23 protein-coding genes are annotated in these 25,482 nt (G+C 53.8%); 12 read left to right on the top strand and 11 right to left on the bottom strand.

All coding sequences use genetic code 11. The features are described 5' to 3' along the window. Positions 1 to 213: 213 nt before the first annotated feature. A complete protein-coding gene (locus BT116_RS30765) occupies positions 214 to 846 on the bottom strand; it encodes a hypothetical protein (protein ID WP_092156454.1) in 633 nt (210 codons plus the stop codon). Beyond that, entirely contained in the window at positions 836 to 1,756 is a 921-nt protein-coding gene (locus BT116_RS22145) for a hypothetical protein (protein WP_072347133.1), read from the bottom strand. The genes BT116_RS30765 and BT116_RS22145 overlap by 11 nt, the downstream gene beginning before the upstream one ends. Positions 1,757 to 1,971: 215 nt before the next feature. Between BT116_RS22145 and BT116_RS22140 the strand changes: the two genes are divergently transcribed. Together BT116_RS22140 and BT116_RS22135 are read left to right on the top strand one after the other, a co-directional pair. Continuing rightward, on the top strand, positions 1,972 to 2,943 hold the full coding sequence (locus tag BT116_RS22140) for a hypothetical protein (protein WP_072347132.1): 972 nt from the start codon (positions 1,972 to 1,974) through the stop codon (positions 2,941 to 2,943). A gap of 234 nt (positions 2,944 to 3,177) precedes the next feature. Beyond that, on the top strand, positions 3,178 to 3,363 hold the full coding sequence (locus BT116_RS22135; RefSeq protein WP_072347131.1) for a putative quinol monooxygenase: 186 nt from the start codon (positions 3,178 to 3,180) through the stop codon (positions 3,361 to 3,363). A gap of 219 nt (positions 3,364 to 3,582) precedes the next feature. On the opposite strand, the gene BT116_RS22130 is transcribed toward BT116_RS22135, so the two are convergent. Together BT116_RS22130 and BT116_RS22125 are read right to left on the bottom strand one after the other, a co-directional pair. Beyond that, positions 3,583 to 4,668 carry an Mbeg1-like protein gene (locus tag BT116_RS22130; protein WP_175497167.1) on the bottom strand — a complete coding sequence of 362 codons (1,086 nt, stop codon included), beginning with the start codon at positions 4,666 to 4,668 and terminating at the stop codon, positions 3,583 to 3,585. Positions 4,669 to 5,052: 384 nt separating this feature from the next. Continuing rightward, complete coding sequence (locus BT116_RS22125; RefSeq protein WP_083569178.1) at positions 5,053 to 5,370, bottom strand: carbohydrate porin; 318 nt, start codon at positions 5,368 to 5,370, stop codon at positions 5,053 to 5,055. Positions 5,371 to 5,997: 627 nt separating this feature from the next. On the opposite strand from BT116_RS22125, the gene BT116_RS22120 reads away from it, so the two are divergent. Together BT116_RS22120 and BT116_RS22115 are read left to right on the top strand one after the other, a co-directional pair. After that, a complete protein-coding gene (locus BT116_RS22120) occupies positions 5,998 to 8,643 on the top strand; it encodes an AAA family ATPase (RefSeq protein ID WP_072347129.1) in 2,646 nt (881 codons plus the stop codon). 389 nt (positions 8,644 to 9,032) lie between these two features. After that, on the top strand, positions 9,033 to 9,389 hold the full coding sequence (locus BT116_RS22115) for a hypothetical protein (protein WP_072347128.1): 357 nt from the start codon (positions 9,033 to 9,035) through the stop codon (positions 9,387 to 9,389). A gap of 371 nt (positions 9,390 to 9,760) precedes the next feature. On the opposite strand, the gene BT116_RS22110 is transcribed toward BT116_RS22115, so the two are convergent. Continuing rightward, on the bottom strand, positions 9,761 to 10,216 hold the full coding sequence (locus BT116_RS22110; RefSeq protein WP_072347127.1) for a transcriptional regulator: 456 nt from the start codon (positions 10,214 to 10,216) through the stop codon (positions 9,761 to 9,763). A gap of 174 nt (positions 10,217 to 10,390) precedes the next feature. On the opposite strand from BT116_RS22110, the gene BT116_RS22105 reads away from it, so the two are divergent. From BT116_RS22105 to BT116_RS22075, 6 genes are all read left to right on the top strand, one after another. Then, positions 10,391 to 11,119, top strand: coding sequence for a metallophosphoesterase family protein (locus BT116_RS22105; protein WP_072347126.1), 729 nt, complete (start codon positions 10,391 to 10,393; stop codon positions 11,117 to 11,119). 24 nt (positions 11,120 to 11,143) lie between these two features. Then, a complete protein-coding gene (locus BT116_RS22100) occupies positions 11,144 to 11,479 on the top strand; it encodes a hypothetical protein (protein WP_256572595.1) in 336 nt (111 codons plus the stop codon). A 390-nt stretch (positions 11,480 to 11,869) separates the two neighbouring features. Beyond that, entirely contained in the window at positions 11,870 to 12,262 is a 393-nt protein-coding gene (locus tag BT116_RS22090; RefSeq protein ID WP_139209477.1) for a DUF6957 family protein, read from the top strand. Between the two features lie 104 nt (positions 12,263 to 12,366). Further along, positions 12,367 to 12,786, top strand: coding sequence for a DUF6957 family protein (locus BT116_RS22085; protein ID WP_072347166.1), 420 nt, complete (start codon positions 12,367 to 12,369; stop codon positions 12,784 to 12,786). A 126-nt stretch (positions 12,787 to 12,912) separates the two neighbouring features. Beyond that, positions 12,913 to 14,217, top strand: a complete 1,305-nt coding sequence (gene serS, locus BT116_RS22080) for a serine--tRNA ligase (protein ID WP_072347122.1) — start codon at positions 12,913 to 12,915, stop codon at positions 14,215 to 14,217. Positions 14,218 to 14,572: 355 nt separating this feature from the next. Next, a complete protein-coding gene (locus tag BT116_RS22075; protein WP_072347121.1) occupies positions 14,573 to 16,057 on the top strand; it encodes an SIR2 family protein in 1,485 nt (494 codons plus the stop codon). A 254-nt stretch (positions 16,058 to 16,311) separates the two neighbouring features. Here the strand turns inward: BT116_RS22075 and BT116_RS22070 are convergent, their stop codons facing one another. The 3 genes from BT116_RS22070 to BT116_RS22060 all read right to left on the bottom strand — a co-directional run bounded on the left by BT116_RS22070 (position 16,312) and on the right by BT116_RS22060 (position 20,805). Next, positions 16,312 to 17,364: a restriction endonuclease gene (locus BT116_RS22070; RefSeq protein ID WP_072347120.1), complete on the bottom strand. Its 1,053-nt coding sequence runs from the start codon at positions 17,362 to 17,364 to the stop codon at positions 16,312 to 16,314. A 308-nt stretch (positions 17,365 to 17,672) separates the two neighbouring features. After that, the gene (locus tag BT116_RS22065) at positions 17,673 to 19,085 is read right to left on the bottom strand and encodes a UvrD-helicase domain-containing protein (protein ID WP_072347119.1); all 1,413 of its coding nucleotides are present in this window, start codon (positions 19,083 to 19,085) and stop codon (positions 17,673 to 17,675) included. Next, complete coding sequence (locus tag BT116_RS22060) at positions 19,075 to 20,805, bottom strand: ATP-dependent nuclease (protein ID WP_047739276.1); 1,731 nt, start codon at positions 20,803 to 20,805, stop codon at positions 19,075 to 19,077. The genes BT116_RS22065 and BT116_RS22060 overlap by 11 nt, the downstream gene beginning before the upstream one ends. 249 nt (positions 20,806 to 21,054) lie before the next feature. Here BT116_RS22060 and BT116_RS22055 point away from each other — a divergent pair, with 249 nt between their 5' ends. Both BT116_RS22055 and BT116_RS22050 read left to right on the top strand, forming a co-directional pair. After that, complete coding sequence (locus BT116_RS22055; protein WP_072347118.1) at positions 21,055 to 21,435, top strand: hypothetical protein; 381 nt, start codon at positions 21,055 to 21,057, stop codon at positions 21,433 to 21,435. Between the two features lie 154 nt (positions 21,436 to 21,589). After that, positions 21,590 to 22,618 (top strand): hypothetical protein, encoded by a 1,029-nt coding sequence (locus tag BT116_RS22050; protein WP_139209476.1) that lies wholly within the window; start codon positions 21,590 to 21,592, stop codon positions 22,616 to 22,618. Between the two features lie 20 nt (positions 22,619 to 22,638). On the opposite strand, the gene BT116_RS22045 is transcribed toward BT116_RS22050, so the two are convergent. The 3 genes from BT116_RS22045 to BT116_RS22035 form a co-directional block, all read right to left on the bottom strand. Beyond that, positions 22,639 to 23,805 carry a reverse transcriptase family protein gene (locus BT116_RS22045; protein ID WP_072347116.1) on the bottom strand — a complete coding sequence of 389 codons (1,167 nt, stop codon included), beginning with the start codon at positions 23,803 to 23,805 and terminating at the stop codon, positions 22,639 to 22,641. Positions 23,806 to 23,967: 162 nt separating this feature from the next. Beyond that, positions 23,968 to 25,269 carry a phosphoribosyltransferase-like protein gene (locus BT116_RS22040; protein ID WP_256572594.1) on the bottom strand — a complete coding sequence of 434 codons (1,302 nt, stop codon included), beginning with the start codon at positions 25,267 to 25,269 and terminating at the stop codon, positions 23,968 to 23,970. After that, positions 25,188 to 25,482: transposase (locus tag BT116_RS22035; protein ID WP_139212961.1), on the bottom strand; the 295-nt coding region annotated here is incomplete at its 5' end. The genes BT116_RS22040 and BT116_RS22035, both read right to left, overlap by 82 nt.

Raw genomic sequence — 25,482 nt, 5'->3', positions numbered from 1 at the left:
ACATTCACCGCCTTGGGCTTGCGCGCAGAATGCGCAGAGCTCGGAGGTTGGTCAGGCGGAGTGTGCAATGCCGCTTACATGGCGTTGGTAACGTCCGGAGCGGTCTGGTGGGGTGTTTCGACAGGGGCGAATATTATCACGGAATATCAGTTTGATATCATTGGTTTCGCCGTGCGCGACGCGCGCCATCACTAGTTCGAGCCGCAGCCCTACTTAGATATGGCGCAAGAACAGATGCCCGGGATGCTCGCTGCGCTCGAAGCTCAAAACGTCGGGGTAGCCATCCACGCCAACGACCTTGATCGATCCAGGGGCGGGAGAGTGCATGCAGACCAAGGTGCAGGTGGTGAGCCCTGGTAAGGGGACTGCTTCGTGGAAGGTGTGCCGTTCGATCCGGTAGCTATCGCCTGCCAGCATCCGCGCTGGTTCGCCCGCCGAAAGGTCAACACGAGTCGATGTCTTCCTCAGCAAGTTAGTTGTCTGCTTTAGGTATCTATCCCCGTGGTAGTGCGCTTCATACAGCGGCCAAGCCCCTGTCTCTACTTCGCTCACCGCATACTGCAGGTTGGTCAGGGTGCCGAGCAGAATTCGACTATCAACGTGTTTGTCATGGGTATGCACGCGACCAGGCATTCCATAGCCGTCTGCTCGATCACTGGGCCAAAGATGCAATCGCCATTCTTCACCTTCTTGGCGCTTCAGAGGCAACACAAAAAATCCGTGGGGATGCATCAGACATGTGGGGTTCTGCTCTGCTATCCACCATTTCAGGGCTTTGAGCAGAGCGCCGCGATCGCAGCAGAGGAAATGCTCGCGGGATAGGAGTTCATCAAGCTCAGCGTGCATACGGGGCTGGGGAGCTTGTGGCTTTCGCTGCAGCAGCTTGGCTTTCCGGCGAGACAAGGTCACCAAACATGGCCGTGAGAATTGCACACGCGTCAGGATCGATCAGGGCTGGTACGGTAATTTCTTCGGCTTCACTTTTGACCCAGTTGAACTCGGTCAGTAGCCCCGAAAAGTCCTTGTGCTTGCGGGGGTAGCAATAGGCGTAATCCTTCGGGTCTTCGCGGGTCACCATGATCTCATCCGCAGTGCCCTCTATTCGGAAGGTGGAAAGGCGGCTGCTCAGGTGCAGTTCCGCCTGGATGAAAGGGCGATTGAGATTGACGGCTTTGACAAGCGCAATGATCGTCGCAAGCACTTCGTGCTGAACGTACTCTCTGCTCCATTGATGGTCATGGGACGCTGACTTGCGAAATTCGGCGTATCGCTGGCAAACCTCAATATCCCTGAAATCCAGCAAAATAACGTCCAAGCGAATGGGCTGCCGGCTCTCACGTGCGTGTTTTACAAGGGCGGGTAGCGTTTTGGCACGGAAATGTCTGCCGGTGCGCACGTAAATTCGATAATCGTGCGCACCACCGGCCAGCCGGCGCAAATTCTCATCAATGTCCTGAGGCAGGATCAGTGTCTCGGCGCGCGCGAGGCGAGGGTCAGTGAAATAGGACAGGTAAAGCGTTGAGATAATGGCGAAGGCGCCACTGGCGACGATGGATATGAAGAAGTTGTTGAAGGCTTCCCACAGAGGCTCATCCTTCCTGTAGTAGGCAATCAGCAGGATAATGGCGCCACACACCGCAATCACGAGCGTACTGGCGACCAGAAAAGAACGACGCTGAGAGCGTGAGCTGAAAATGCCGGAGAGCGACACGGTGCGCTTTGACTCTAAGATAAAACACGGGATTTTGCGCAGCAATCGGGCTCTGCGCAAGCTTGAAATGCTTGGTAGCACAGGGGAAAGCGTAAGCGCATGCCATACAGCATAACTGGCAACGCTCGACAGCCTGCTCAGGTCGATCAGCGTCTCGCGCAACGAAATATAGGCGTTGTCATCTGCACGTGCTTAACTGTCTCCGAAGTGCTACCGCGAATCGCTCAACGACGGGCCTCACCTTGCTGACAGGATGAATCATGGAAGATCAGAAGAGCACTGTGTTCAAGGTGAACCTTGGGATCGGGATTATGGGCACGACTTCTGTCACCACATCTGTCGGTGAAAACTCAAAGAAAACAGTGATAGAGCGTCATGGCTCTACAATTGGCAATCTAATCCCGTCCGTGATCGTTATTTGTGAAGATAATTTGGCCAAGACCATTCTCGGGATGGTGGCCTCTGAAGCGAAGGGGTCGTTCAAAATTATCACAGCCGGTGCATGGGATAACATGCCAACGCTTTTGTATGGGATTTATGTCTTTCGCGTGCTACTAAAGGAGTCTGGGGATAATAGATTTCTTGAAGTTTTGTGCGTGACCGATGGCGATATCGGCGAAGAAAAATTGGAAAAGGTGTGCCGTAAGGTACATAGTGGCATCAATGTGCCTGACGATATGAAACAGGCGTTGTCCTTAATTGAGGGCAGCTTGTATGGGTTTGAGTTGGACAAATCTAAGCGCATTGGCGGCCTTCCCGAGTACAATCATCAGCTGTGGCTGAATGAGGTCTCTCACGATGTCGTTATCGCTCATCACCAAGAGCGAATTCAAACGCTTGAGTCTTACATTGAACGAGCAGATGAAAAGGTTAAACCTGGTATTGAGTTGCAGCTGATTCTGCTTAAGAGAGACATGGCGGAGGTCAACAGGATAGCTGATGCTTCAAGAGGGATATTGCCGCATACTCTTAAAGATAAGAAAGGACGAGTGGATTGTCACGAATTTTACGGTGTCCTTAAGGCTAAGCTTTCCGAAGGAGACACCCTGAATAAGTACCCTTTGCATCACTTGGATTACTCAGTTCTGTCCATCATAAGGCAGTATAACCCTGTCCGATGGCAGGCCTATATTGCCCCTGTCAAAGATGCGATGGAAAAAGCGTTCGCCAACCATGTGAAGATGTTCACCCCTGATCGGTTCAATCTCACTGAGATCGGCGGCGGAACGTAGATACTCAGCTGTCCGTATACAGTGCGCTCGGCTCGCGACCCAGAAGGCCACTCCCTCCTGTATAACCTCAACCCTCAGATGAAGCTGCCCCATAAGCACCTTGCCGATTCCTCTACGGCTGGGCGCGTGTCCTCAAGATTCCAGAGCAGGGCTTCAGCGCGGCTGTGTAGCTCGCCATCGATCTCGTCGCGTATCTCGACAAGCGTGCGCTGTTCATAAGGCCCCGGCAACCTGGTGTTTAACCTCTATGAGGATCGTAAGGATCCGCACGCATTCGTGCTTTATGAGCGTTGGGCAACGGCCAAAGCGCATCAGGATCACCTGGGCCAGTCGTACAGCGCCTCATTCGACCATGAGCTGGTGGGCATGATGGCATCCTTGCCCGAAACACTGGTTCTGAATGACAGAATCGAACAGTGATAGGCGAGGGTAGGGCTAGGTCTATTCGGTTGTATGAAGTGTCTGCCCGGTTGCCTACTATTACAGAAGAGACGTAGACAGTAGCATTTATTTTTTGTCGTTTTGGCAGTGCGTTATGTGAGGTGGTCGGTACAGATTTAATTTTCACTTCCGGAGAAAAGCTATAGTGAGGGTCATGCTATTCCGGAAGCGAAAATCCAGCTTGTGAAATAATGCCTGTTAATCAGTCTCTACTGCTTTGTCTACGTTGGTTATTTCTTTCAAACTGATCGTGCCAGAAGCGGCAGAGGTATTCTTGTTTTTTTGTTCGTATGCTGTACGGCGTGCTTTAGTTTCATCGTCCGTAAGGCTGCAATTAGCGTCTGTTATATTCTGTGAGGCGATAATTTGCAGTGGTGTCGGTTCTGTAGCTATGAAAGAGGGATGTTTTTTTTGGTCAAAATACTGTGCCAAATCAGCGTACCAGAGGATCTCACGTGCCAGTACCCAGCGATAATGGTTGTAAAAAGAGCTGCTTTCAATTAGATCAAAATCAGTATATTTGTTTCGCTCTTGCACGCCTATCTGGCTTCTCGAAGAGATGTTCAATATTTCAGAGCGGGTAGAGAGTAATCGTATTTTTGGGTTCCCACCCTGTGGAGGTGATACACCTGGCCTTGGGCTTGGGTTGAAAAGCCATGCCTCTGTGATAAATTTCTCTGTGTATTTAGTGTTGGTCACATGCGCTGCGAGCGCCCCACCTAGTGAGTTTCCTGTCACCACAACTTTGTCACTAAACTCGTCTTTGTGGGTGTCTCGATAGTGCATTGCGTTGAGGACGTATTCACGAGCAGAGCTATTTTGTATCTGCCAGAATCCAAAGTTTTGGCCAAGATAATCGATGAGGAACTGGTCGCTGCCGCGAAAGGCAATGATCAGCTGTTTTTTTCCTCTCGGGTCAGGAAAGGTAAATGTTTCGGCTTGAAAGCCGTTTAATTTATCAACTGATAGGCTAGGGATTTTAGTAAGGTTTTTGATAGGGCCGAAATTGTATTGTTTTTCAGAGTTGTCTTTTTCTAAGGTTAATGTTGCTGCGAGGGCGTAAATATATCCATCTTTTGAAAGTCTAAGTTTTTTGCCGTATTCGCTATCTATATCTTTAGGAGCTTTCTGATATTCATTAACCATGTCAAGGTATCTTTTGCTACACCACGCTACTCCCTCAATTTTCCCACCAAATTTGGGGAATGGTGAGAATCTGAAGCTACTGCATCCACTTACTGTTAATGCTAGTAAAATAGCTACAGCTACCCTATGTTTTTTCATGTTCATCTCCCCTCTGTCTGGTTTTTGATGTTTACTACAAAAAGCCTTGGAAGTTTTTGTGATGCGTGATTTGTTGTTTTTAGAATGATGCTAACCAAGCTAGCTCAAAAAAATTAGCGCGCAAGGAATCCCTTCGTTTTTTTAACGAGAATCCATGCAAGTCGCGGTTGTTGGTTAGCTAGCTATTTTAACTTTCGTCGTTAAAAACATCGATCCGAGATGGTTAGGAATGCAGCAGTCCGCAAGGGGGCTGGGTTACTCCTTGAAAGCCTTCTTTGGTTGGTACGTAAACGGCCTTTAGATATCGGAGCAAAGATTAAGGGATGAGAATGCCTGTGCAGCTACTCAGGGCGAGTAGCCGCAGCATCTTGAGCTGATCGGAGACTAGAACTCGCTTTTCACCTCTAGCCCCATCGCCACCGCATTGTGTACTTCTCGCACCCCATCAGGGTTCTGGATGTGCTGGAGGTTCAGCATCACGCTGAGCCACTTGGTCGCGGCAACGCGATAATTGAGCTCGGCGACGTACATGGTGTGCTGCTCGGGAACATACCCCTCATCGTCATAGCTCAGACCACTGGCAGCGTTAGCGACTTGGGCATTACGAAGGAACCTGGAGCTGGCGTGTAAGCCTGAGGATCCGTGGGCGGAGTTATGGGGCACCGTCATCAATAGGCGGTGACGACGGGCCAAAAGATTCATGGATGCGATACTTGATATAAATATGCGACAACTTCAAGTGCCTAGGCCTTAAATTTTTTTAAACGCGACGGAGTTTATATATTTGAAGGCGAAGGAAATGCAGGGATCCTGCTGACGAGTACAGACCTCACGTCATGCGGTGATGCGGTTTTGTGCTTTTGCTCTTGCGGTTTTGGCTTTGGGATTGTTGAACACGGTGGTACCACCGACGAGGGGCTGCCCCGCCAGGGGCATGAAAAGATCGGCTTTAAGGTCGCCAGGCCGTGCTGCTTTCCCTTTGGGTTCAAAGAACCGAGGGTAAAAGGCTCTTTTTGGCGCGGGTCATTGCGCCTGTTGGTTTTCGAGTGTCGGACAACGCGCAGCGCGTCGTGTAGTAGGTGTTGAACGCGGTGCCCTGCATGAGGGAAGGCATTTTCTCTGCTGATCTGGGGCTATAGCGTATCTCTGGCGCAACTGAGATCTGAAAAATGCCCGGATGGTGACGTCGACTTTTACCCCTGCCTAGGCTTAGCTGTACAGGTGGTGACAAAATCACATCGCTGGTTCTTCATACAGTTGATGGCTTAATACTTGGTCAGCTTTTCGCGCGGAACGGTTCTGCTTTAGGTCAGGAAATGGGAGGCAAGGATGACGTCGGCTTTACAGGACTACCACCAGTTCGTGCGCTGGATTCACACACCCGAAAATGCCGCCTCTGAGGACGCTCGCAGAGTTGCCAATATTGTCCTCCAGCGTTTTGTTGAGGTCGCAGGCACCAGTCGGCAGCGTAGCCAGCGATCGGCTCTACTGATCGGGTTGATGCGTGAATTACTGGCGACGACGGCTCCGACGCTGCCCCCAATCGCACCTCCACCGCCCGGAGACGGATGGCAGTGGAGCAAGTTAAAGCACCTCAAGGTAGGCCCATTCCGGGGATTCCGGTTTCCCGAGCCGTTCGATCTTCATGAGCGCATCACCCTTTTCTATGGGCCGAACGGCAGTGGCAAGACCAGCCTGTGCGAAGCCTTGGAGTTCGCTTTGCTGGGGGCTGTCGATGAGTCGGGTATGAAGCGCATCGCGGTGGGGCGGTATCTGTCCAATCACCACGAAGGTAAGTACATTCCGCCCGAGCTCAAGGCTGTCACAGCTCAAGGGCAGATGATCCCCGTTGTCGCTGATGCAGAGGTCTATCGGTTCTGTTTTGTCGAAAAGAACAGGATCGATGCCTTCTCTCGAATTGCCGCCAAACCCACCGTGGAAAAAACCGAACTGATCGCCGCCTTGTTCGGCATGGATCAGTTCAACGATTTCGTGGGTCACTTCAACGATTCCATGGAAGGGCTTCTGACACTTCTTCCTTCGAAGCAGGTCGAGCTGACAGCGAAGCGCGGCGCCTTGGGCCAAGACCATGAAGCCGTCGCAAATGAAGCTGTAGCGCTTGCACACCAGGCGCAGGTCGAAAGTGCCTACGCCGCGAGCATCCAGCCAGGCATGACCTATTCAGATTTGCTTGCCGCCATCGGTAGCGAGGTGAACCCAGGTCGCCTGCAGCAACTGGACAATCAGCTTAATCAGCCTCCTGCGTTCATCTATGGAATCAGCAGCGCCGAGCTCCTGCTGGCGTATCAGGCAGCGGACGCCGCTCAAAAAGTGGTGCTAGACGTCACTGCCGAACTGGTAGCGCGGACTTATGATTCCTCATTCCAAGATCTCTACAACGCTGTTCTGGGGCTCCAGCACGTTGCTGGCGACCATTGTCCAGCTTGTGATACCCCCTTGGCAGGTGAGCATCGGGTCGTCCACAACCCGTATGAAAAGGCGACAGCAGGGTTGGCCGGGTTGCAAGCGCTCAAAGAAATCCAGGGTCGCCATCATCTTGCGATCCAAGCACGCAACGAAGCCTCCGAGGCGCTGCGGGTCAAGCTTTCAGCATTCGCCCATTGTGTGACGGCCACTGAACAGAGTCCTCACGCCGTTGTGCGGTACTTGGCCAACCCAGGTGTTGATCCGCTACGCGATTGGTGGACAGACGGATACCGAACCGACGGATCGGTGCCTCACTTGGCCAATCAGGCCGTGGCTTACGCCCAGCAGCTAGAGCAACAAGACACCCAGTCTGCCTTAGCTAATGCCGAGCGCAGCAAGCTGATCGCTGAGCGCGACCGACTGAACCAGGCCAGGGTCGACGTCGGGGCTCATGCGATGACACGCCAGCGTCTGACTCAGGCTGTGCAAGAGGCCAAAAAGCGGATCGCTGACTTTGAGCAAGACAATGCCGAGTTGATCAAAGCAGCTGCCGATGAAGCCAACGCGATCCTTCGCGACCGTCGTATCAATATCGCCTATGACCAGTTCCTGGGCTTGCTGCGTAGTTACAGAACCCAGCTCCCAGGCACCTTGATGGCGGGTCTGAATTCCCTGGCTCTTGAGCTGTACAACGAGTTCAACATCCGAGATCTTGAAGCTGACAAGCTGGCTGGGCTGAGTTTGCCGGTGACAGGGGAAGGGCGAATCGGGCTTTCCTTCCGAGGCAAGCCGGATGTGTCAGTCGATGCACTGCAGATACTCAGCGAGGGGCATGTACGGTGCTTGGGGTTGGCTATCTTGCTGGCCAAGGCATTGAAGATCGGAGCGCCCGTGATTGTGTTTGACGACGCGATCAACGCGATCGACCACGAGCATCGGCAAGGGATCAGGGAAACAATCTTCGAGAGCCAGCGCTTCGCGGGTACGCAGCTGCTTGTGACCTGCCATTCCAACGAGTTCATGAAGGACGTCCAGAATCGCGTTCCCAATGAGCATTGGACGTCCTATGTGTTCCGGCACCACAACGGAAATTATCAGCCCCGCGTGCTAGGGAATGTAGCCCCGCAAACCTACCTGCTCAACGCCCGCGCTGCAATCGACCGAGGTGATGCGCGCACGGCATTGGCGGAGTCCCGGCAAGCGCTCGAAATGTTGAGCGACAAGCTGTGGAGATGGCTGGGCAAATACGAGATGGGGACACTGAGCCTGAAAATCGCGGGCTCTGGCGCTGATCCGACCCTGCGCGGCCTCTGTGAAGCCATGCTCGCTCGCTTGAACAAGGCGCCTGAATTCGTGCATCTGGACAAGCCTGTCGTCATGCAGTCACTCGGTCTTATCTTGGGTCAGCCCGAGCAGTCACTGGTGTGGATGTATCTGAACAAAGGCACACACGAGGAGGCTAACAAGGACGATTTCGACGAGGCGCTTGTCGAGAAGATTGTGGTGCAGCTTGAGGCACTCAACGGTTTGAAGCTGAAGGGACGGTAGCGCAACGTGCCCGCCAATGAGGAGTGCCAGTCAGTGGGGATTGCCACTGATTGGCGCAACCTACAGGGAAATGGGTGGCTACGTGTCGAATGTGATGAGCCATGTGATATGAACGGCCTTGGTCACCAGGCCTGACAGCAATAGGGGGCTGGCCGAACCCAACGGGCTGGAGCACATCAATCCCGTATAGCCTGGCGACGATCAGGTTGGCTTGATAGTTAGGCTGTACGTTTTTACGTCTCTTGACCTGCCGTAATCACATCGTAATGCAGGTGTGGGATCCTTTCGGAGGCGTCGTTCGCGCTGGATGTAGATAAAGTGGCAGAGAAGCTATCGGCACGTGCTGTGCTGTGCTGTAGTCAGTAGTGTTTTGTTATTTAAGGACGAAAATGAAACTGAAAATCGCAAGTGCTTATCACCACGGAAACGTTGATAAAGAACATGTGGTGTTGAGTGTGCTGGAAGACTGCAACCTGGGAGGTTACGTATTGATGGACACGACCTATGACAAAGTCGGCAATGTTTCTAACAAGCATCGGCATGTTAAATGGTTGCCTCGCATCGCCGCGAAGAAAGGGGACAAGGTTTCAGTCTGGACGAAAACAGGCACTGACGAGTCTGTGACGTCCGATGGTGTCAGGTGGCATCGTGTTTACTGGAACATGCATTCCTCGATCTGGAACAACGACGGGGATGTCGCGGTGCTGCTGGAAATTAACGACGTAGATCACAAGCGGGCGAAGTAGTCCCGCCCTGGCTTGGAGACGCGCGCTTTTCCAAGCTTTGCAGCCGTCGCAAGGATGGTCTATCAGAGCTTGCGAGAAGGTAGTGGCCGCTTGGGAGCGTTCGGATCTATTGCACTGGTCGAGGTGTACTTACGCGACGGGGTGACAGGAAGCATGGAGTTCTGGAAATTTCCCTTGGCATCGCTGATTTAAATATTCGAGGTGCCGATTGAGGTACACGAATGAAAACTTGTCATTAAACGGTGCCAGGCGAAAAAACTGGTTGTAAGCCGCGCAAGCAGTGTCCATGAATAAACCCAGCAACGGTACCCACAAGGATGAAATGACCCAGAAAGAGGTGCTGACAGCTGAGGGAGTAGCAAGAATAAAAACTAGCCCGATCGATGCCAATGACGCTGAACCGTGGTCTTTGCCATCCCCAGCGCCCTTGCGATTTCAGCCTGCGAAAAGCCTTTTTCTTTGAGTGCCTGGACAGTCTCTCGTGCCTGTGCGGCAGAAACAACACGAGGGTGAGGCGACTCCTCAATTTCCAACGGAATCGAATCCCTTAGGAGCGCGATGTCCTGGAGATCTTTTTCGGCGATTTTCAGGACATCGCCTGCGCTCTGTGAGTCTTGTGCTCCGCACACCAGTGCCATGAGGGCGACAGGACTTAACTCTAATACCTTAGCGAGCTCGAAAATTGATTCGAGACTAGGGGAGGTCTTTTCATTTTCGATGCGGCTTACATGCGATTGATCGACCTTTTGGCTCAGAGCCTCCTGCGTGAGGCCACGCTTTGTTCGCAAAAGCTTCAGCGCTACGGCAAATGCGGTGCGGACAGACATTTTTCCGTTCCGTAAAAACAAAGCTGTATGCCGTGATTGTCATGATCCACTCAAATGTATATATTCATGCGAGTGGATCTTGTGGCGAAATTGTGCGTTATCAATCTATGAGAACCAGCCGCGTGCCTGTCTTCAGGTATTTCAATTTAGCTGTAAATCGAGATCGGGCTACAGATGAAGCTCTACGTGCTTTCGGATCTGCATAACGAATTTTCTCCATTTGCCCCTGAGCCTGGAGACTACGACCTGGTTATTTTGGCCGGGGATATCGACGTCCAAACTTGCGGTGTGAAATGGGCAAACGAGACGTTCAACTGCCCAGTCATTTATTGCGCCGGCAACCACGAGTTTTACAAAGGGCACATCGACCACACCCTGCGCAAAATGCGAGAGGCCGCTTCACCGCATGTTCACGTCCTGGAAAATCAGGTGTGGGTTTGCAACCAAACGCGGTTTTTGGTGACAACGTCGTGGACGGATTTTTCATCGACCGGCGACGTTGTAGCTGCGTCGACGATGTGCGGGCAGTGGATGAATGACTTCCAGGTGATCCGAGCAGAGGAGTGTTTTCGACGGCTACGCCCGGCAGATGTGATTGAGCGAAACCGGGTTGCGTTTGACTTTTTGGTGAGTGAACTCAACAAGCCATTTGAAGGGGCAACGGTTGTTGTTACACACCATTGTCCGATCCCGGAAGTTGTAGGCGACAATCATGACGGTCATCTCAGCGCGGCTTATACAAATCGATGGCACTCGCTTCTGCCGATGGTGGACGTTTGGATTTTTGGACATACACATCGCGCTGTTGATATGGAGATTGGAGGGTGCCGGCTCGTCTCAAATCCACGCGGTTATCCCCGAGAGGACACAGGATTTATTCCGGATTTCACGATTGAAATCTGACCCATTTAAGGAATGGTAGCCGGGATGTACTGGATAAAAACTTATGGAGCCAAGCTCTGCGATCTTCGCTTTCACAGGTACCCAACGGTCATTGAGAAAGCGCGTGAAGCCATTACTGATCCGGATGTTGTCGGGTATCTGCTCTGCGCCTTGGAGCGACCTCCAAAAATCACAGGTCTGTTGTTTTGCGACCCGGCGAAAAAGTACCCGGAAGGTCTGCCCATCCATGCTCTGCCGGTCATCAATCGGTGTCGGAGAGCAGGCTACGATCTTTTCACGATAATCGATGGCGGGACTTTCGTTGTTGCTCACTGGCTGCATGAAAATGGCGCTTTAGACCGTTTTGACCGAGTTCATTAAGTAGGGTTTGCGGGGCTATTTGTCATCAATTCGGGGCTGAGGCAGGAACGAATGGCTTTGCCACAATGCGTCATTGACGCAAGGAAAATTGACTTTGGCGTTCAAATTACTGGGTATCTGTGTTGCGCCGAATTCGAGCCTCCTTGCGTTGTCGGCGTTGTTTTTTGTGAAACACGCGGGCGCTTTGTGGATGGAAAAACCATCCGTAGCTCCAGGCTGAAACGCGTATTCGAGCTCAAGGGGTACAAGTTTTGCGAGACAGACAGTGGTAGTCGATATCTGGTGTGTCATTGGTGGTACGAGAACGGAGCTGTTCCCTTGGTCAATATGATCCACTGAGGATCGTCGGGTGTCGGGTCTGGTCTGGTGGTTTCGAGAATGGAGGTGGAAGTGGATAGCGAATTGGTCGAGCTTCTAGACGGTGGTGGTGAGGCCACCAATGGCTTTGCAAAAGAGATTTGGGAAGCTGAGGTTGAAGCCCTTCTGAATTTTCCCGATAAGCCGTTCTGCATCGTGAAGCGGTGGCGAATCATCGAATTAGACGTCGATGAAAGTTACAGGGCCTCGCTGTTGAGTGATGGACTTACCCCCTATGTGCTGTACGCCAAAGAGGTGATTATTCATAGCACCGGAAAACGAAGCAGAGGCGACTGGGTGCGTAGCACTTTTCAGCGTTCGCTGACACTGGGCTACCTGTTTGAGACGAGTAATACCGTCTACGTCTTGCTTGGGCGCGGCGTCCGCAAGAAGGGCAGTGCCCGGGCGGTTATGAGTATTTGCTGATAGGCACGGCCATACAAGTTTTGCCGAAAATATGTTCGGGTATGTGGCTCGCTGTCACCCCTGGATTCGGTACTGCGTGTATCCAAAAAACTAAGTGGGATAGTGTGGAATTAGAATTGTTGGCGGATCTGCTCTTGGGCCCCGCGCGCGTTTTGAATGGTGCAAAGCTCGATGACGACGAGTTGATTCGAGCATCACATGAAGCATTTGACGGGCGGCCTTTTTGCGTCGTGCGGCAATGGATGTTGTTGGATGTCATGCTCCCAGCGTCCCAAGAGCAAGAGGTCAAAACGCAGGGCCTTAAGCCATGTGTTTTGTATGCCCAAGCGACTGTGTATGACAGTCTGGGTGAACTCAAGCCGGGCGACAGTCTCTTGAGTGATTATGAGCGCGATTTCGACGGCTGTATTTTTGAAAGCAAAGATGTGGTGTACATCTTGGGCGGTCGAGGTGCTCGTAAACATGTGAGCTTGCCTGCTCTTGAAGCGCTGAATGCATACGAAAATGTTGGTAGGGGTGCGTAGCTGCCGGCCTAAGGTCTTCGTTTTCGCACTGATGTCCTGATCAACCTCTCTTAAACCGTCTTTCAGTTGGCTTGGCTTACTCACGATTGAATTGCAAAACTACCCTAGGCCTGCGAGAAACCGAAAATGCTCGATCCCAAACTGTTACGTAGCAACCTTCAGGACGTGGCGGATCGCCTGGCTCCCCGTGGCTTTGCCCTGGATGTTGCACGCATCGAAGCGCTGGAAGAGCAGCGTAAGACTGTCCAGACCCGAACCGAAGCACTGCAGGCTGAACGTAACGCACGCTCCAAGTCCATCGGTCAGGCCAAGCTGCGCGGCGAAGACATCGCACCGCTGATGTCGGACGTCGAGCGCATGGCGGTCGAATTGAGCTCCGGTAAAGTCGAGCTCGACGCGATTCAGAGCGAACTGGACTCGATCCTGCTCGGCATCCCGAACCTGCCGCACGAGTCCGTACCGGTCGGTGAAGACGAAGACGGCAATGTCGAAGTGCGTCGCTGGGGCACTCCGCGAGTCTTCGATTTCGAGATCAAAAACCATGTCGGCCTGGGCGAGAAGTTCGGTTGGCTAGACTTAGAAACAGCCGCCAAGCTGTCCGGCGCGCGCTTCACCCTGCTGCGCGGCCCGATCGCCCGTCTGCACCGCGCCCTGGCGCAGTTCATGATCAACCTGCACGTTACCGATCACGGCTACGAAGAAACCTACACGCCGTATCTGGTTCAGGCCCCGGCGCTGCAAGGTACCGGTCAACTGCCGAAGTTCGAAGAAGACCTGTTCAAAATCGCTCGCGAAGGCGAAGCCGATCTGTACCTGATCCCTACCTCCGAAGTCCCGTTGACCAACCTGGCGGCAGGGCAGATTCTCGATGCAGAACAACTGCCCCTCAAGTTTGTTGCCCATACCCCGTGTTTCCGCAGCGAAGCCGGCGCGTCGAGTCGCGACACCCGTGGCATGCTCCGCCTGCACCAGTTCGACACGGTCGAGATGGTACAGATCGTCGAGCCGTCGACGTCGATGGAAGCCCTGGCAAGCCTGACTACCAACGCCGAGAGAGTCCTGCAACTGCTGGGCCTGCCTTACCGAACCCTGGCGCTGTGCACCGGCGACCTAGGCTTTAGCGCAGTTAAAACCTACGATCTGGAAGTGTGGATTCCGAGCCAGAATGCATACCGCAAGGTCAGCTCTTGCTCCAGCTGCGGAGATTTCCAGGCCCGTCGCATGCAGGCGCGTTTCCGCAATCCGGAAACCGGCAAGCCGGAACTGGTGCACACCTTGAACGGTTCTGGCCTGGCGGTCGGTCGTACGTTGGTGGCGGTACTGGAAAACTATCAGCAGGCCGACGGTTCGATCCGCGTGCCGAACGTGCTGAAGCCGTATATGGACGAACCCTTATTGGACATTTTCAGCTCAGAGCGTGTATCCGTGTAGTGATCTCTCATTCCCAAGCCCCCTTTTCATGGGGGGTAGCCGTCTTCTCCACTGTGCACCACGGTATCCCCGGAGCCAATTGCAACGCAACCCTCGCTCAAGGCTGTCCGATCTGCAGTTCCTGTCGCGGTTTTTGCTCGGCGGCTCCAACCTGAGAATTCGATGTAAATTGCCCCCCAAATCAGAGCTGCCAGAGGTACTGAAGCAGCGCGACGAGGAAATGGCCAATGGCTACAAATGGCGTTTGAATCTATGGTAGCGTGGGCCCATCCCAACGGCTTTGGTATGACGGCCTGGTCGTGTCAGTTTGCCTTCAACGTAGCCCAACCGACCCCATGTATTAGGATTTGAGTAGATGGATCTCAACACTCTGGAAGAGCGCTTGGAGCAATATGGATCGGGCGGATATCTTTTCTTAGAAGCATTTATCATCAAGCTTCTACAGGTCGAGGGAGAGCAGCTAGGCCAGAAAATTGAAGGGCAAGATAGCCATGGTTCGACTTTTGACGCCATTGCTCCAAGTGGCATCGGTGAAATTTCTTCACCGCTATTAGTGGAAATCGTATTTTCAGTTTCCAGATCAAAACTCGATGCTACTGTTGAAAAGTTTAGAGGGTATGGTACGCGCGGTTATAGCTTGCTGATTATCGCTCCTAAAATATCAGATCTGAAGAAAAGTATTTATATCAGTGAAGAAAATCCAAGAGCGGACAGTCTTGTTTATCTATGGGGGGAGAAGGAAGTTAACGAGCTGATGCTTAAGCATCAAGCGGCTGTTGAGATGCTCACGACTAATCTGTTTTCGTTGCGTTTAAAAATGGCTGCGGAGCGCACTGTCAGATCTTGGAAAGAGGATCGTGATCAGCTAGTGAAGGTGGTCGCGGAAAAATACCGAGCGGGCAGATTTTCTCTAATACTAGGCGCCGGAGTATCTAGTAGCGCTGGATTGCCTGATTGGAATACGCTGCTGAATTCCTTATTTGTTTCCATGCTATCGCAGGAGAATTTTGGCGGCCCTCAAGGCGATCCGGTGAAGGTATCTGCAATCGTTGCCAGGCTAATGGAAGTAGATGGGCCGTCTACACTGATGTTAGCAAGGTATATCCGAAAGGGGCTTGCTGTGGGGTCACCTGTAGAGCAGCAAGGATTCGTTGATGCAATCACGCATCAGCTTTATTCGTTACGTGATAAGCGCTTTTCAGTTGAATCGGATCTAATATCCTCCATCGCGAAGCTATGTACCCCGACCCGAACCGGCGCCAACGTGAAGTCTATCTTAACTTACAACTTCGACGATTTTATCGAGAGAGCGTTGCTCTCGCGTTCATTGATACACAAAAGCGTTTTCGAAGAGTTTGAGACACCAACCGCTGAAGAACTACCTATATACCACGTGCATGGTTTTTTACCGGAGGATAGGCAGCGCTACTCCAATCTGGATCGATGCACGTTAGTTTTCTCTGAGGAAGGCTATCACCAGATTTACCGTGACGCCTATCACTGGTCGAACTTGGTACAGTTGAACAGCTTCAAGGAAAGCTCGTGCCTTATGATCGGCCTTTCACTGACTGATCCGAATCTGCGCCGGCTATTGGAGATCGCGTCCAAATCGATCGAGGAGCCCAAACACTTCGCTTTCATGCGGCGTTTGACCCCCAAGAAATTCATGGAAGGGACGAGTGGCAAGCCTCTCAAAATCTCAAATACTATGGTTGAGCGCTTCCTTGAAAGACACCATGCCACCAATGAAGAGCTTATGCGCGAGCTTGGGGTGAGCGTCATTTGGTACGAGGAGTATGGCGACATCCCGGAAATTTTGAACAAGATACGCGCGGGGTGAACGGCCTGTGTTTGCCTAGGGCGAGTTCACCCAAAAGCTAATCGGTGAGGCCACCTAAAGCTAGCCACCGCGCCTGGGCGCCCTAAGGTCGTTGACTGGATCAATGACAACTGGGCTGCGAAGGCTTCTTTCAAGGGCTTGAGGCCTAAGAAAGCGTAAGTTGGCCAGCCGCCGTTGCCCTGTGTGGAAGCCGTTGTTGGCTCCCACAGATCCAGCCATTGTGTGGGACGCGCTTCGATCCAACGAACCTCTGATTACAACGAGCTGACCTCTTGGTAGAACGTCTCGAAGGCTGGGTCAGTTGTTCTGAGGAGCTGCAGATTGATGCCATCTATCGAATTGGCGAGGTGTGCCATCAGTTCCCCGCGACGGCGCAGACGCATCGTTTCTTCGACTGAGCATCCAAGCCAGGTCTCGATCGCGGGATTGACGACAATAGGTGTCCAGTTGTCGGACTCGATGATGTTCTTAAGCATCAGCTCTGAGCCTTGAATGTCACCATCACTGTCCACCACAGCCAGCACCTTAACATCTGGGTTAGCTGCCAATACGCTGTTGGCAACATGCGGCACAGCCACTTTACCCAGCGCTGATATGAGCTGAATTTTCTTGGTGGCCCTAGCGCTCTTCAAAATCCGCTGCACCAGGTTGGCCAGCAGTTCACGGTCAAAGTCCCCTTCGCACACGATAACCAAATCTGGGGTGGTGGCAGGCTGATCTGCTGGGCTCAACAACGTTCCGGTCACTCGATCGTAATGCACTCGCTCGATGAGGACGGGCTCCGACGGGGAGGTTTTCACCTGTTCGGCGACAGTTGGGAAGAATGCCAGGCCTTCCTCAGCAGCTTTGCGAAGCTTGTCCTTGAGGATTTTCTTGAACCCCAGCTGCTGGATGATCGCCGCATCCATGTCCTCTTTTGTGAATAGGATCAGGTTGAGAGATTTGCCGGCGATGAGGGCGTCCACGGCGTCATCGGAGTAGCCAGACATCGAGATGAAAACGCCAACGGTACCCACCAGTTTGCCATCCACTTTGCCTTTGAACTGATAAAGCGTCGAGGCAGGGACGGGCAGGGCATGCCATTTGGCTTCCACCAGGAGGAAGCTACCGTCCAGGTAAAATGAGCCGTCGATTTGCTCACCGACAGACTTGTAACTGGAGCGGGGATCAAGTCCCTCAGATGCCAAGAGGCCCTTGAGAACCTTCTCGAAAGCGAACCCGCGAGCACGCTTTTCAGGGGCAGTAGCCTCCGGGGCAAGCTCAGAGAGTTCGACGTACCATTCACGGAAGTGTCGCTCCTGCGTCATATCGGAAATCCTTTTAGATGAACATTATGTGTCCACGCGTGGCATGCAAGCGGTGCGGTCTAGAGCGGACTTCATACCATGAAGCAGGGCGCAGATCACGCTCCAGTGATGCTGTCCGCTAGTCAACGTTATGTTCCTGGCTTGGGAGGGGGGCTGGATAAATCGCTCCCTATACCGGCAAGAACCAGATTCTGCGCCACGGTAATGGTAGCAGCCCCAGCTCTTGGCCTTCTCCCGATAGACACTATCAAGCGCGGGGGGCTCAAGTTCCAAGCCAGAAAAAAGCAGGCTCGCTCTCTTGCCTTATCTTAGGCGCCGAGGAACCGGTTCTGGCTGCAGATGACGAGCCGTTTGGCACCCCGTGTCATTGCCACGTAGAGATTCCTGGCGTTCATGTTCTCTGGCTCCAAAATGACCGCGACGTCCGCTTCCAAACCCTTCAACAGCAACGTGCTGCCAACCGCCCGCCGGGTCAAAGGCCGACCTTGGAGGCGGTTGCGCTCTCGGATCTGAACGGCTGCTTCAAAGAATGTGTGGGTTCGGGACGCGGCCATCCTCAGTGCTGCAATGCAGCAGCGAAGAATTTCCGGGCGGTAAACGCGGCAGTCCTGCTGCTGAGAGAACCGTTGCAAAAGATCGATCACCCCCAGAAACGTCGGCTCGGCGAGGAAGCCCACGGCGACGGATTCTGCAACCGTAGGCGGGGTGCGGTGTCGGTTGTTTCGAATCGTCTCGACACGTGTGAGGAAAGGATTGATGCCGACGCCGGTCATCACAATACCCGCGAAATTCGTAATCTGGTTGAGGGCCCATGGCCCTGCAAGGTCGAAGTTCTGAGCGAAGGAGATGAGGTCTGGCAGGTCAACGGGTTCAACCGTGGTAGCGCCTGACATTTGGCTTGTTAGGCGTTGTCGGCCAACGGCGTTTCTTGAATCGCCGATGATGAGTGCGGTCTCCCCTTGGCGCAGAGGGGTCATGGCTGCGTTTCGCCGCTGCGTATCTGCAGTCGCGGCCTGGATCTGAATACACTGAACTTCGGGTGGGGCTGAAGTGAGATCTAACCGCTGGCCAGCTTCCAGAAGTTGTCTGACTTGCAGGAGCCAGTTGCCCAGGTTCTCGGCGCCGGCGAGTCGCCAACGCCAGGGTGTGGCCAAAGCGCCAATGACGGGAAAGTCTCGGATCACCTCAGTGTGCCAATCAACCAACCTGTTTTGCGCGATGTCGAAAATGGACTGCATCGGATCGCCCAGCACGTACGTGGGCAAGGTAGCGGCCAGGCAGGTGACTATGGCGTGTTGCACCTGATTGCAGTCTTGGTACTCGTCGACCAACACATGGGAATAGCTTGATCGCAATACCTGATCAACATGCCTGGCCCTCAGCAGCGCCAGGGCTGCTGCGCGAATAGCCGGATAATCGTTTGCCCGGTTGGCGAGTTGCATGATTGCAGGGTCGTGCCCGCTCCTGGCAGGGAATCTGCCAATGAGCTTCAATGTGAAGCCATCCAGTGTGGCAACTCGGTACGAGCCCGAGGCGACTCGGGCACGGGCCATACGCGCGCGCAGTGCTGTGACCCCTGCGTTGGTATGGGTGAGGATCAAAACGGGTCTTGGGCCGGTGTGCTGAGCCAATGTGTCTGCGATCAGCTGAGTTTTGCCACACCCGGCAGGAGCCGTTATGGAGCCTCCTGCGAAGTCGAACAACGTGATCTCAGGCGGCATGTACCCAGCCCCTGATCCGGTTGATGGTCGCTTGCAGATCGGGGCCAGAGGCCTGGAGCTCAGGGCCGATGATCGTTCTTGCGATAAGCTCGTAGGTGGTGACCGACTTGAACCAGCCATTTTTACGAATGCGCGACGCGAGACCCAATGACACCCTCGTGGGTGCGGCATAGGCCGTCCCTTGTGCGCGAAAGGCTTGAATAAGCTCAAGGCTCAGAGCGTTTTGCGATCGACCACGAATGTGGCTGTTTACCAGGTCGCGATCGCGCGCGTCGATGGCTATAGCGATCAGTCTGTCGATCGCAGTATCTGGCAAACTGATGAACAGTTCGTCCTCAAGGGCTCGACCCTGCCCCCAGGTTGCCGATTGTCCACCTGCTGCATGAAACGCGGCCTGGATTGCGGCAGTCGCGGGCTTGTCTGCGTCTACGATGACGAGCACTTGGTACCCGAGGCTCAGCAGTGCTGAGCCTCGCGTGTAACAGTTATCAGGGTCGCCGCCGTTGACGTTGACATAGGCGCCGCCGAGGGCCAGAAAGGAGATGTGACCCAAACCGCGCCAGTATTGATCCAGGCCACGCATGAGACCGACCTCGCTGGCTCCCTCACACACCACGACGCGCTTGGCCAGGAAGGCTTCAGGGTCAGTTCGTAGCGTGCTTTGTACGTCATTCGATATGCCGGCCTGGCGCACTACGTGATGGCCCTGCTGTGGTCGAACCACAAACAGTTGATGTCCTGACAGCTCTCGCAGAGCTACAGGCGAGTGCGTGGTCAAGAACACTTGCAGAGGCTCAGGGGAATTCTTGGCCCCCAAGGAGTCCATGAATCGAATCAACCGGTGTGGCTCAAGCCCAAACTCTACCTCGTCGACCAATGCGATTGATGCAGCTTGGGCTGCTTGGCGCTGGAGTCCAGCGATCAGCAGTCGAGAGGATCCGGTGCCCAATGATCGCAGTGGAATGCCTTGCTCATTATGCAAGGCAATGGCCCCGTCACCGATTGAGACGGCATGGGCATCGAGCAGGGCTTGGGCAAAGGCGCCCACCGGTACGCCAAGCTGAGTAGCCGTTTGGGTCACGATCTGAAGGGGCTGCTGGAGCTGCGCGCCGGCTTGCACCCCGAAGCCGTTGCGGGCGTCCCGTGCTGCCGCTGCCAACGCACCGCCCAAAGCCGGCCTCTCCTCTGTCAGTCTGTTGAGGATGGAGTTACGGCTCCATGAAAAGTTGGTGTTGGCATAGCTGCCTATGCGAGCTGGGGCAATCCGTGCCCGATCTTTCCAGGCAAGATTGCGCTCGATGCCTTGTTGGAGTGCCCGTTCTGAGTGAAGCTGCCAAACCGGCTCAAGATCACTCTCGACTTTGAGCTGTACGGTTAAGACCGTTTCAATGCCGAATCGCGGCTCGTCTTCCAACGCTCCATTAGCGGGGTCGTAGCCACGCAGGAAGTCACCATAGCTATCCAGGTTGATCAAGTCGTCAGGGAGGTCGCCCAAGGTCGCTGTAATCAGGATTGGGCGAATGACGTCTAGCCTGTAAAAGTCAGTGTCGCCGAACGGTGCACTGCGCCGCGCCCCCAGGCAAAGATCAATGGCATCGAGAATGCTGGATTTGCCGCTATCGCCAGGGCCAACCAAGCAATTAAAGCCCGGTGCGGGACACCAATCCAAGCGTTGGATGGAGCGGAAGTTCTCGATCTGAAGCCGACGAATTCTTGCCATGCGCTTATTCCCTGCGTACTGATCGCACTAATACCGTTGCGCTTTGATCATAGCCATCTTTCTGAAAAACGCTGGACTATGCCGCAGCTGCGAATCGACGAACTCAGGGCTTAGATCGCAGGTGATGAATCGGTGGTGATGAGAGCAACCGTTGGCCACTTAGGTCATAATGGCACCCTCTTTAAGCTCGCTGCCTCACGCTGTCCTACCCAAGCGTGCAGTGCCGTCTATGCCGTGTGAGCCGCCCCAATGACCTTGAACCTGAGCGAAGAGGAAATGCGCAAAGCACTGTTCGGGAGCGCCGGCTCTGTTGCGTCGGAAGTAACCGAATCCCTTGCGGCGAAGCCTGTGCTGCGTAGTGTTGCCAAAGCTGCGCAGCGCAAATCATCGTCTCCTAGGCTTCGTGTAACGCTGAAAGTGACCAAGACCTTTGATGGGGTCGAAGAGAATTTTACGTACGACGCCAACACGCTCAGCTCTCTGATCGCAGAGCAAGAGGCGAAGAGCGCTGCCAAGAAGAAGCGGTACAAATATTTTGAGGTTGTCTCCATCGGTCTGTGTGAGCATCGCTCCTGGATCGCTGTGATTGAATCGTGGCGACCGTCGATTCAGGTGAGGCTGAGACTCTGAACAAAGGTGGACGAGTTCCTGGCGCTGAGCCATCCGTACCCCTTCGTCCTAGCTGGTAAACTCGTCTATCCCATCCGTGATGGATAACCGCGTGAAGCATCGCCAAAAACCAATTTCTTGGGCTCTCCCTTTGGACTTTCCTCTGGACGACCTGATGGCCACGTCCGAATTGCTCAAGGAAGCAAATTTTCTGCTTCCTGGATATGTGGCCCCGGAAGCGGGCATCTACCAGCCGGCAGTCTATTTCCACAATCGGGATCTCGGGATCAAGACCGTGATACTCCCGGATCGCAACGTCGCATCCCGGTTGGCAAAGGTTGTTCAGGGCGGTCGCACGATTGATAACGACCAACTGAGAGCGTGCGCGGGCCTGCTCGGATTTGCGCACCTATTGGACATTGAGTTCGAGCCGAGTATCGCCTATCACGAACTCGCTCATGGCTGCGGCAACGAAAATGCTGCGGAGGAGCTTGGCTGGTTCCGCACCGCGAACAATGCTTCTCCCCAGGACATGCTCAATGTGGCTTTGGGTTACTCAGACGGTGTCTCGCGCTCATACGTTGCCCAACAGGCGCATATCGGTGATATGGCTGCACCTCTCAAACGTTGGAACCGAAATTACATCGTTGCATTGAAAGTGCTGGAGCTGGATTACGCCAAGCTGCCCGCCTTGGAAAAGGCCTTGCGGCTGGTGGACTGGATGGCGAATGAAATGATCTTCGCCGGGCCCGCGATGATGCTCGCGGTCATCTATCTAGGGTCGAAGTCGCCAGGCCGTAAAAAGGTGTTCAAAAACAAGGGATCTGCCGACAGGTCTGCGGCAATCGACGGGGTGAAGAATGCCGCCTGGGACATCACTCATCTCAGTGATTTCGTACGGCGCATCAACGAATCGCTTTCTGAAAACAAGGTTCAGTACCTGTTCGCGACGTTTGATAATCACCTGAAACTCATGGCAACGCTGCTGGCTGAAATCGGGACTCAGGGAGCTAGCCGGGCAGTCATCGCGCGAGGTTTGTCCCAGTGGTGGGCACTGAAGGAGGCGGAGCTGATCGCGCAAGTCCTCATGGAGCAGGTCGAGCGGATCAACAGTGAACATCATGTTCCCAAGATGTCCGACGATCCCGATTTCATTCCAAAGATGATCGCCAAAGGCGAGCGAGCCATTATTGACTCGCTATAGGGCCCACTGCCACGGGTGTCTCATGGAAAGATGACGTGGTCGAGTTCGAGCTTTCGGCAGATGCCTTTCAGCTGTTTACCTTGTTTCTTGGCCCAATCTGCCTCGATGCTGAAGCCGTAGGCAATCTTCCCACTGACATGATTGATCAGCCCCTGGAGCGATTGAAACCCATGACGCTTGGCGTGGGCCATAGGGGCGATCTTGGGGTGGGACAGGTAGTAGAGGTGATCACTCACGTACTTCTTATAGGACTTGGAAAGCCGGGGCTCATCGCCGTCGACCAGCAGTCCCAGCACGATCTTGCGAGCCCCGGGCGGGACGATTTTCGTCTTCGCCTCGTTGAGCCAGAACCCCTCCTCAATCAGGCACTTGCCGATCAGCTTGATGTGTTGGATTGCCGCTTGCCGGTCGAACGCATTCTTCGACGAGAACACCAGATCGTCCGCGTACCGCGAGTACACCAGCTCATTGTCGCAGGCGTAGTCGTGCAGGCTTTCATCCGGAGACTGCATCACTAGGTTGGCGATCCTCGGGGACGTCGCGGCGCCTTGGGGGAGGTGGCCGATACGGGGATCTGCGGGGTAAGGCAGGCCTGCAGGAAGCTCCCTATTGCCGAACCTTCGATCAGGATTACCGCTTGCTCGGACGCGGGTGCAGAGCCGGGCAAGCTCGAATGCCACCAGCGGTTGGTACCCGAACGACCTGAAAAGCTCGTACACCCGAGGCTCCAGGATAGACTCGAAGAAGTTTGTGAGGTCGAGTTTTATCAGCCATTGAGCCCCGCAATGAAGCTCAGCTGCATCCAGCACACCGTGACGGTTGTCATAGGCATAGCTGGCTTCGTGGGGTTCAACCTTGGACAGAATGTGCGTATTTATCCAACGCTGAACTCGGAGCAATTCTTCGCTCGGTGCGCATATCCACCGGAAGCGATCCGCGCTATGACCTACGTTTGGCTTCCTGAGCTTGAAGACGTTGTACGCCTCCGTTCTGTAGGTTCGGCTGACCATCCGGTGCAGGAAGGAATGGGGAACGCCTGTCAGATGCGAGAGGTGATTCAGGGTGAGGATAGGCGGGCAGCCTTGCTTCACCTGCTTTGCCGTCTTCACAGCATTCTTGAGTACGTCCCCAGGCACGCCCGCTTTGCGGCCTGCCTTTAAATAGGGCTGAGAGCTCCAGCGACTCATCTACCTTTAAATTCCGCCCTGGCGGATGGCAGGCTTCTGGCGCCAGACTTCGATAGCGAACACCACGGAGTCTGCCGCCCTCCAGTAGGCGTGAGATCGTCCAACGGTAAGCATAGTTTGCTCCCAAAACGCCCCGCACAATGTGCGGGATACTAGATTCCGCTACAGCGGAGCCCTCAGCTGCGTTGGATAATACGAAGCGAAGGGATCCGGGGCCACAAAATTCTTCCTCCCTTGACGACGGAGCAAGCGGATCGCCCTATGCCCCGCGAGGGTCAGCGCGCCCGATCGTGTGAGCCAGCCTCTGCTGACCGCGCGGTCTTTTGCACTGATGAGGACGTCCAACGACAATGGCAATACTCGACGAAGCTCTGCCAGTCGCCGCTTCCCTTGAGCATGGGCGAGCAGAATGATGAAGGCCGATTTGTTCTTGGTGTTTGATTTGCGAAAGCGGGGGGATTTTGAGATTTCTGGGATGTTCAGCTCATCGAGGGCATGGGAGATGACCTCGCTCATGTCGACTTCGGCTGTTCTCCAGAGGTTTTCCGTAACGCGCTTGGGGAACAGCGGCGTCCATTTTTTTGCCCCCCTGGATTTCCCTGAAACGAAAATCGCAGGCATGTTGTTCGGTGCCCCATGCTCGAATGCCAACAGCGCTGCGGTCTTTTTCCAGCCCAATGGATCCTTGCTGAAGGAACCATACTTTTTACAGAGCTCGATCATTTCGTCCTTACCCTCCCCGAAACTGTTGAACAGGGTCGGGCACTCGTTGACGATATGAACATTGGGAGAAAACCGGTGGCTGCAGACGTTTTGCACGCCTATGTCTGTGCCGCTGTAGGCCATGACCCAGAACTTGATAAATTTTCCTGAGTGCCAGCTTCGTATGGATGCAACGTTCCACATGGCATCGAGCAGCGTTCTTGCCCGGTCGCCACTGCCAATGAAATCGGTCAGGATGACAAAATTTCTGACTTTGGAATTTCTTACATTTTCGGCTGTAGGGTGAAGCAGGAATCGGCGGTCATTCTTGCGGCACAGTGTACTCGCAACATGCGCTGTGAGCGCTTCACTCCCAATATCTTGAGATGTGTATCGGAGCGATTTTATGGCCTGTATTGCGGCCCCATACGCCCGTTTGTGCTTTTTCTTCGAAATTGGATTGAGAGTTTTTTTCTGCTTGTAGATGGGGGGTGGAAGCGTTGCTTTAGTGGACTGTAACTCTCGCTCTATGAAAAGAGCAGAAGGCTGCCTCAGTGGAAGCTTGGTTTTTATCAGTTTGATTAAGTTGTTTTTGAATTCGCTCAGTGTGCAGTAGAGAATTGAATCGACGAGCTGTTCAGCCAGGGGGTGTACTGAATTTTGTGTAAACGGGGTTGCTGTTAATCCTGCAAAAGCCTGTCTTCGAACTGGATGCTGAACCTGTTTAGAGCCCCCGCCCAGTCCCTGATTGGCATCGTCCACTTCTTGCTGATGTTATTCAGCGCCAGATAAAAGAGCTTCATTACCGCATCATCGGTCGGGAATGAGGCCCTGCTTTTGGTGACCTTGCGCAGACTCATGTTGATCGACTCGATGGCGTTGGTGGTGTAAATCACCCTCCGGATCTCCGGTGGATAATCGAACAGAGGGATGACTCTCGCCCAGTTTTTGCGCCACGACTGGCTGATTAAAGGG

This window comes from Pseudomonas sp. NFACC16-2 (genome assembly GCF_900119205.1).
Taxonomy (GTDB): Bacteria; Pseudomonadota; Gammaproteobacteria; order Pseudomonadales; family Pseudomonadaceae; genus Aquipseudomonas; species Aquipseudomonas fluorescens_Q.
The sequence above is the reverse complement of the archived record's forward strand: the minus strand, read 5'-3'. Positions and strand labels throughout refer to the sequence as shown.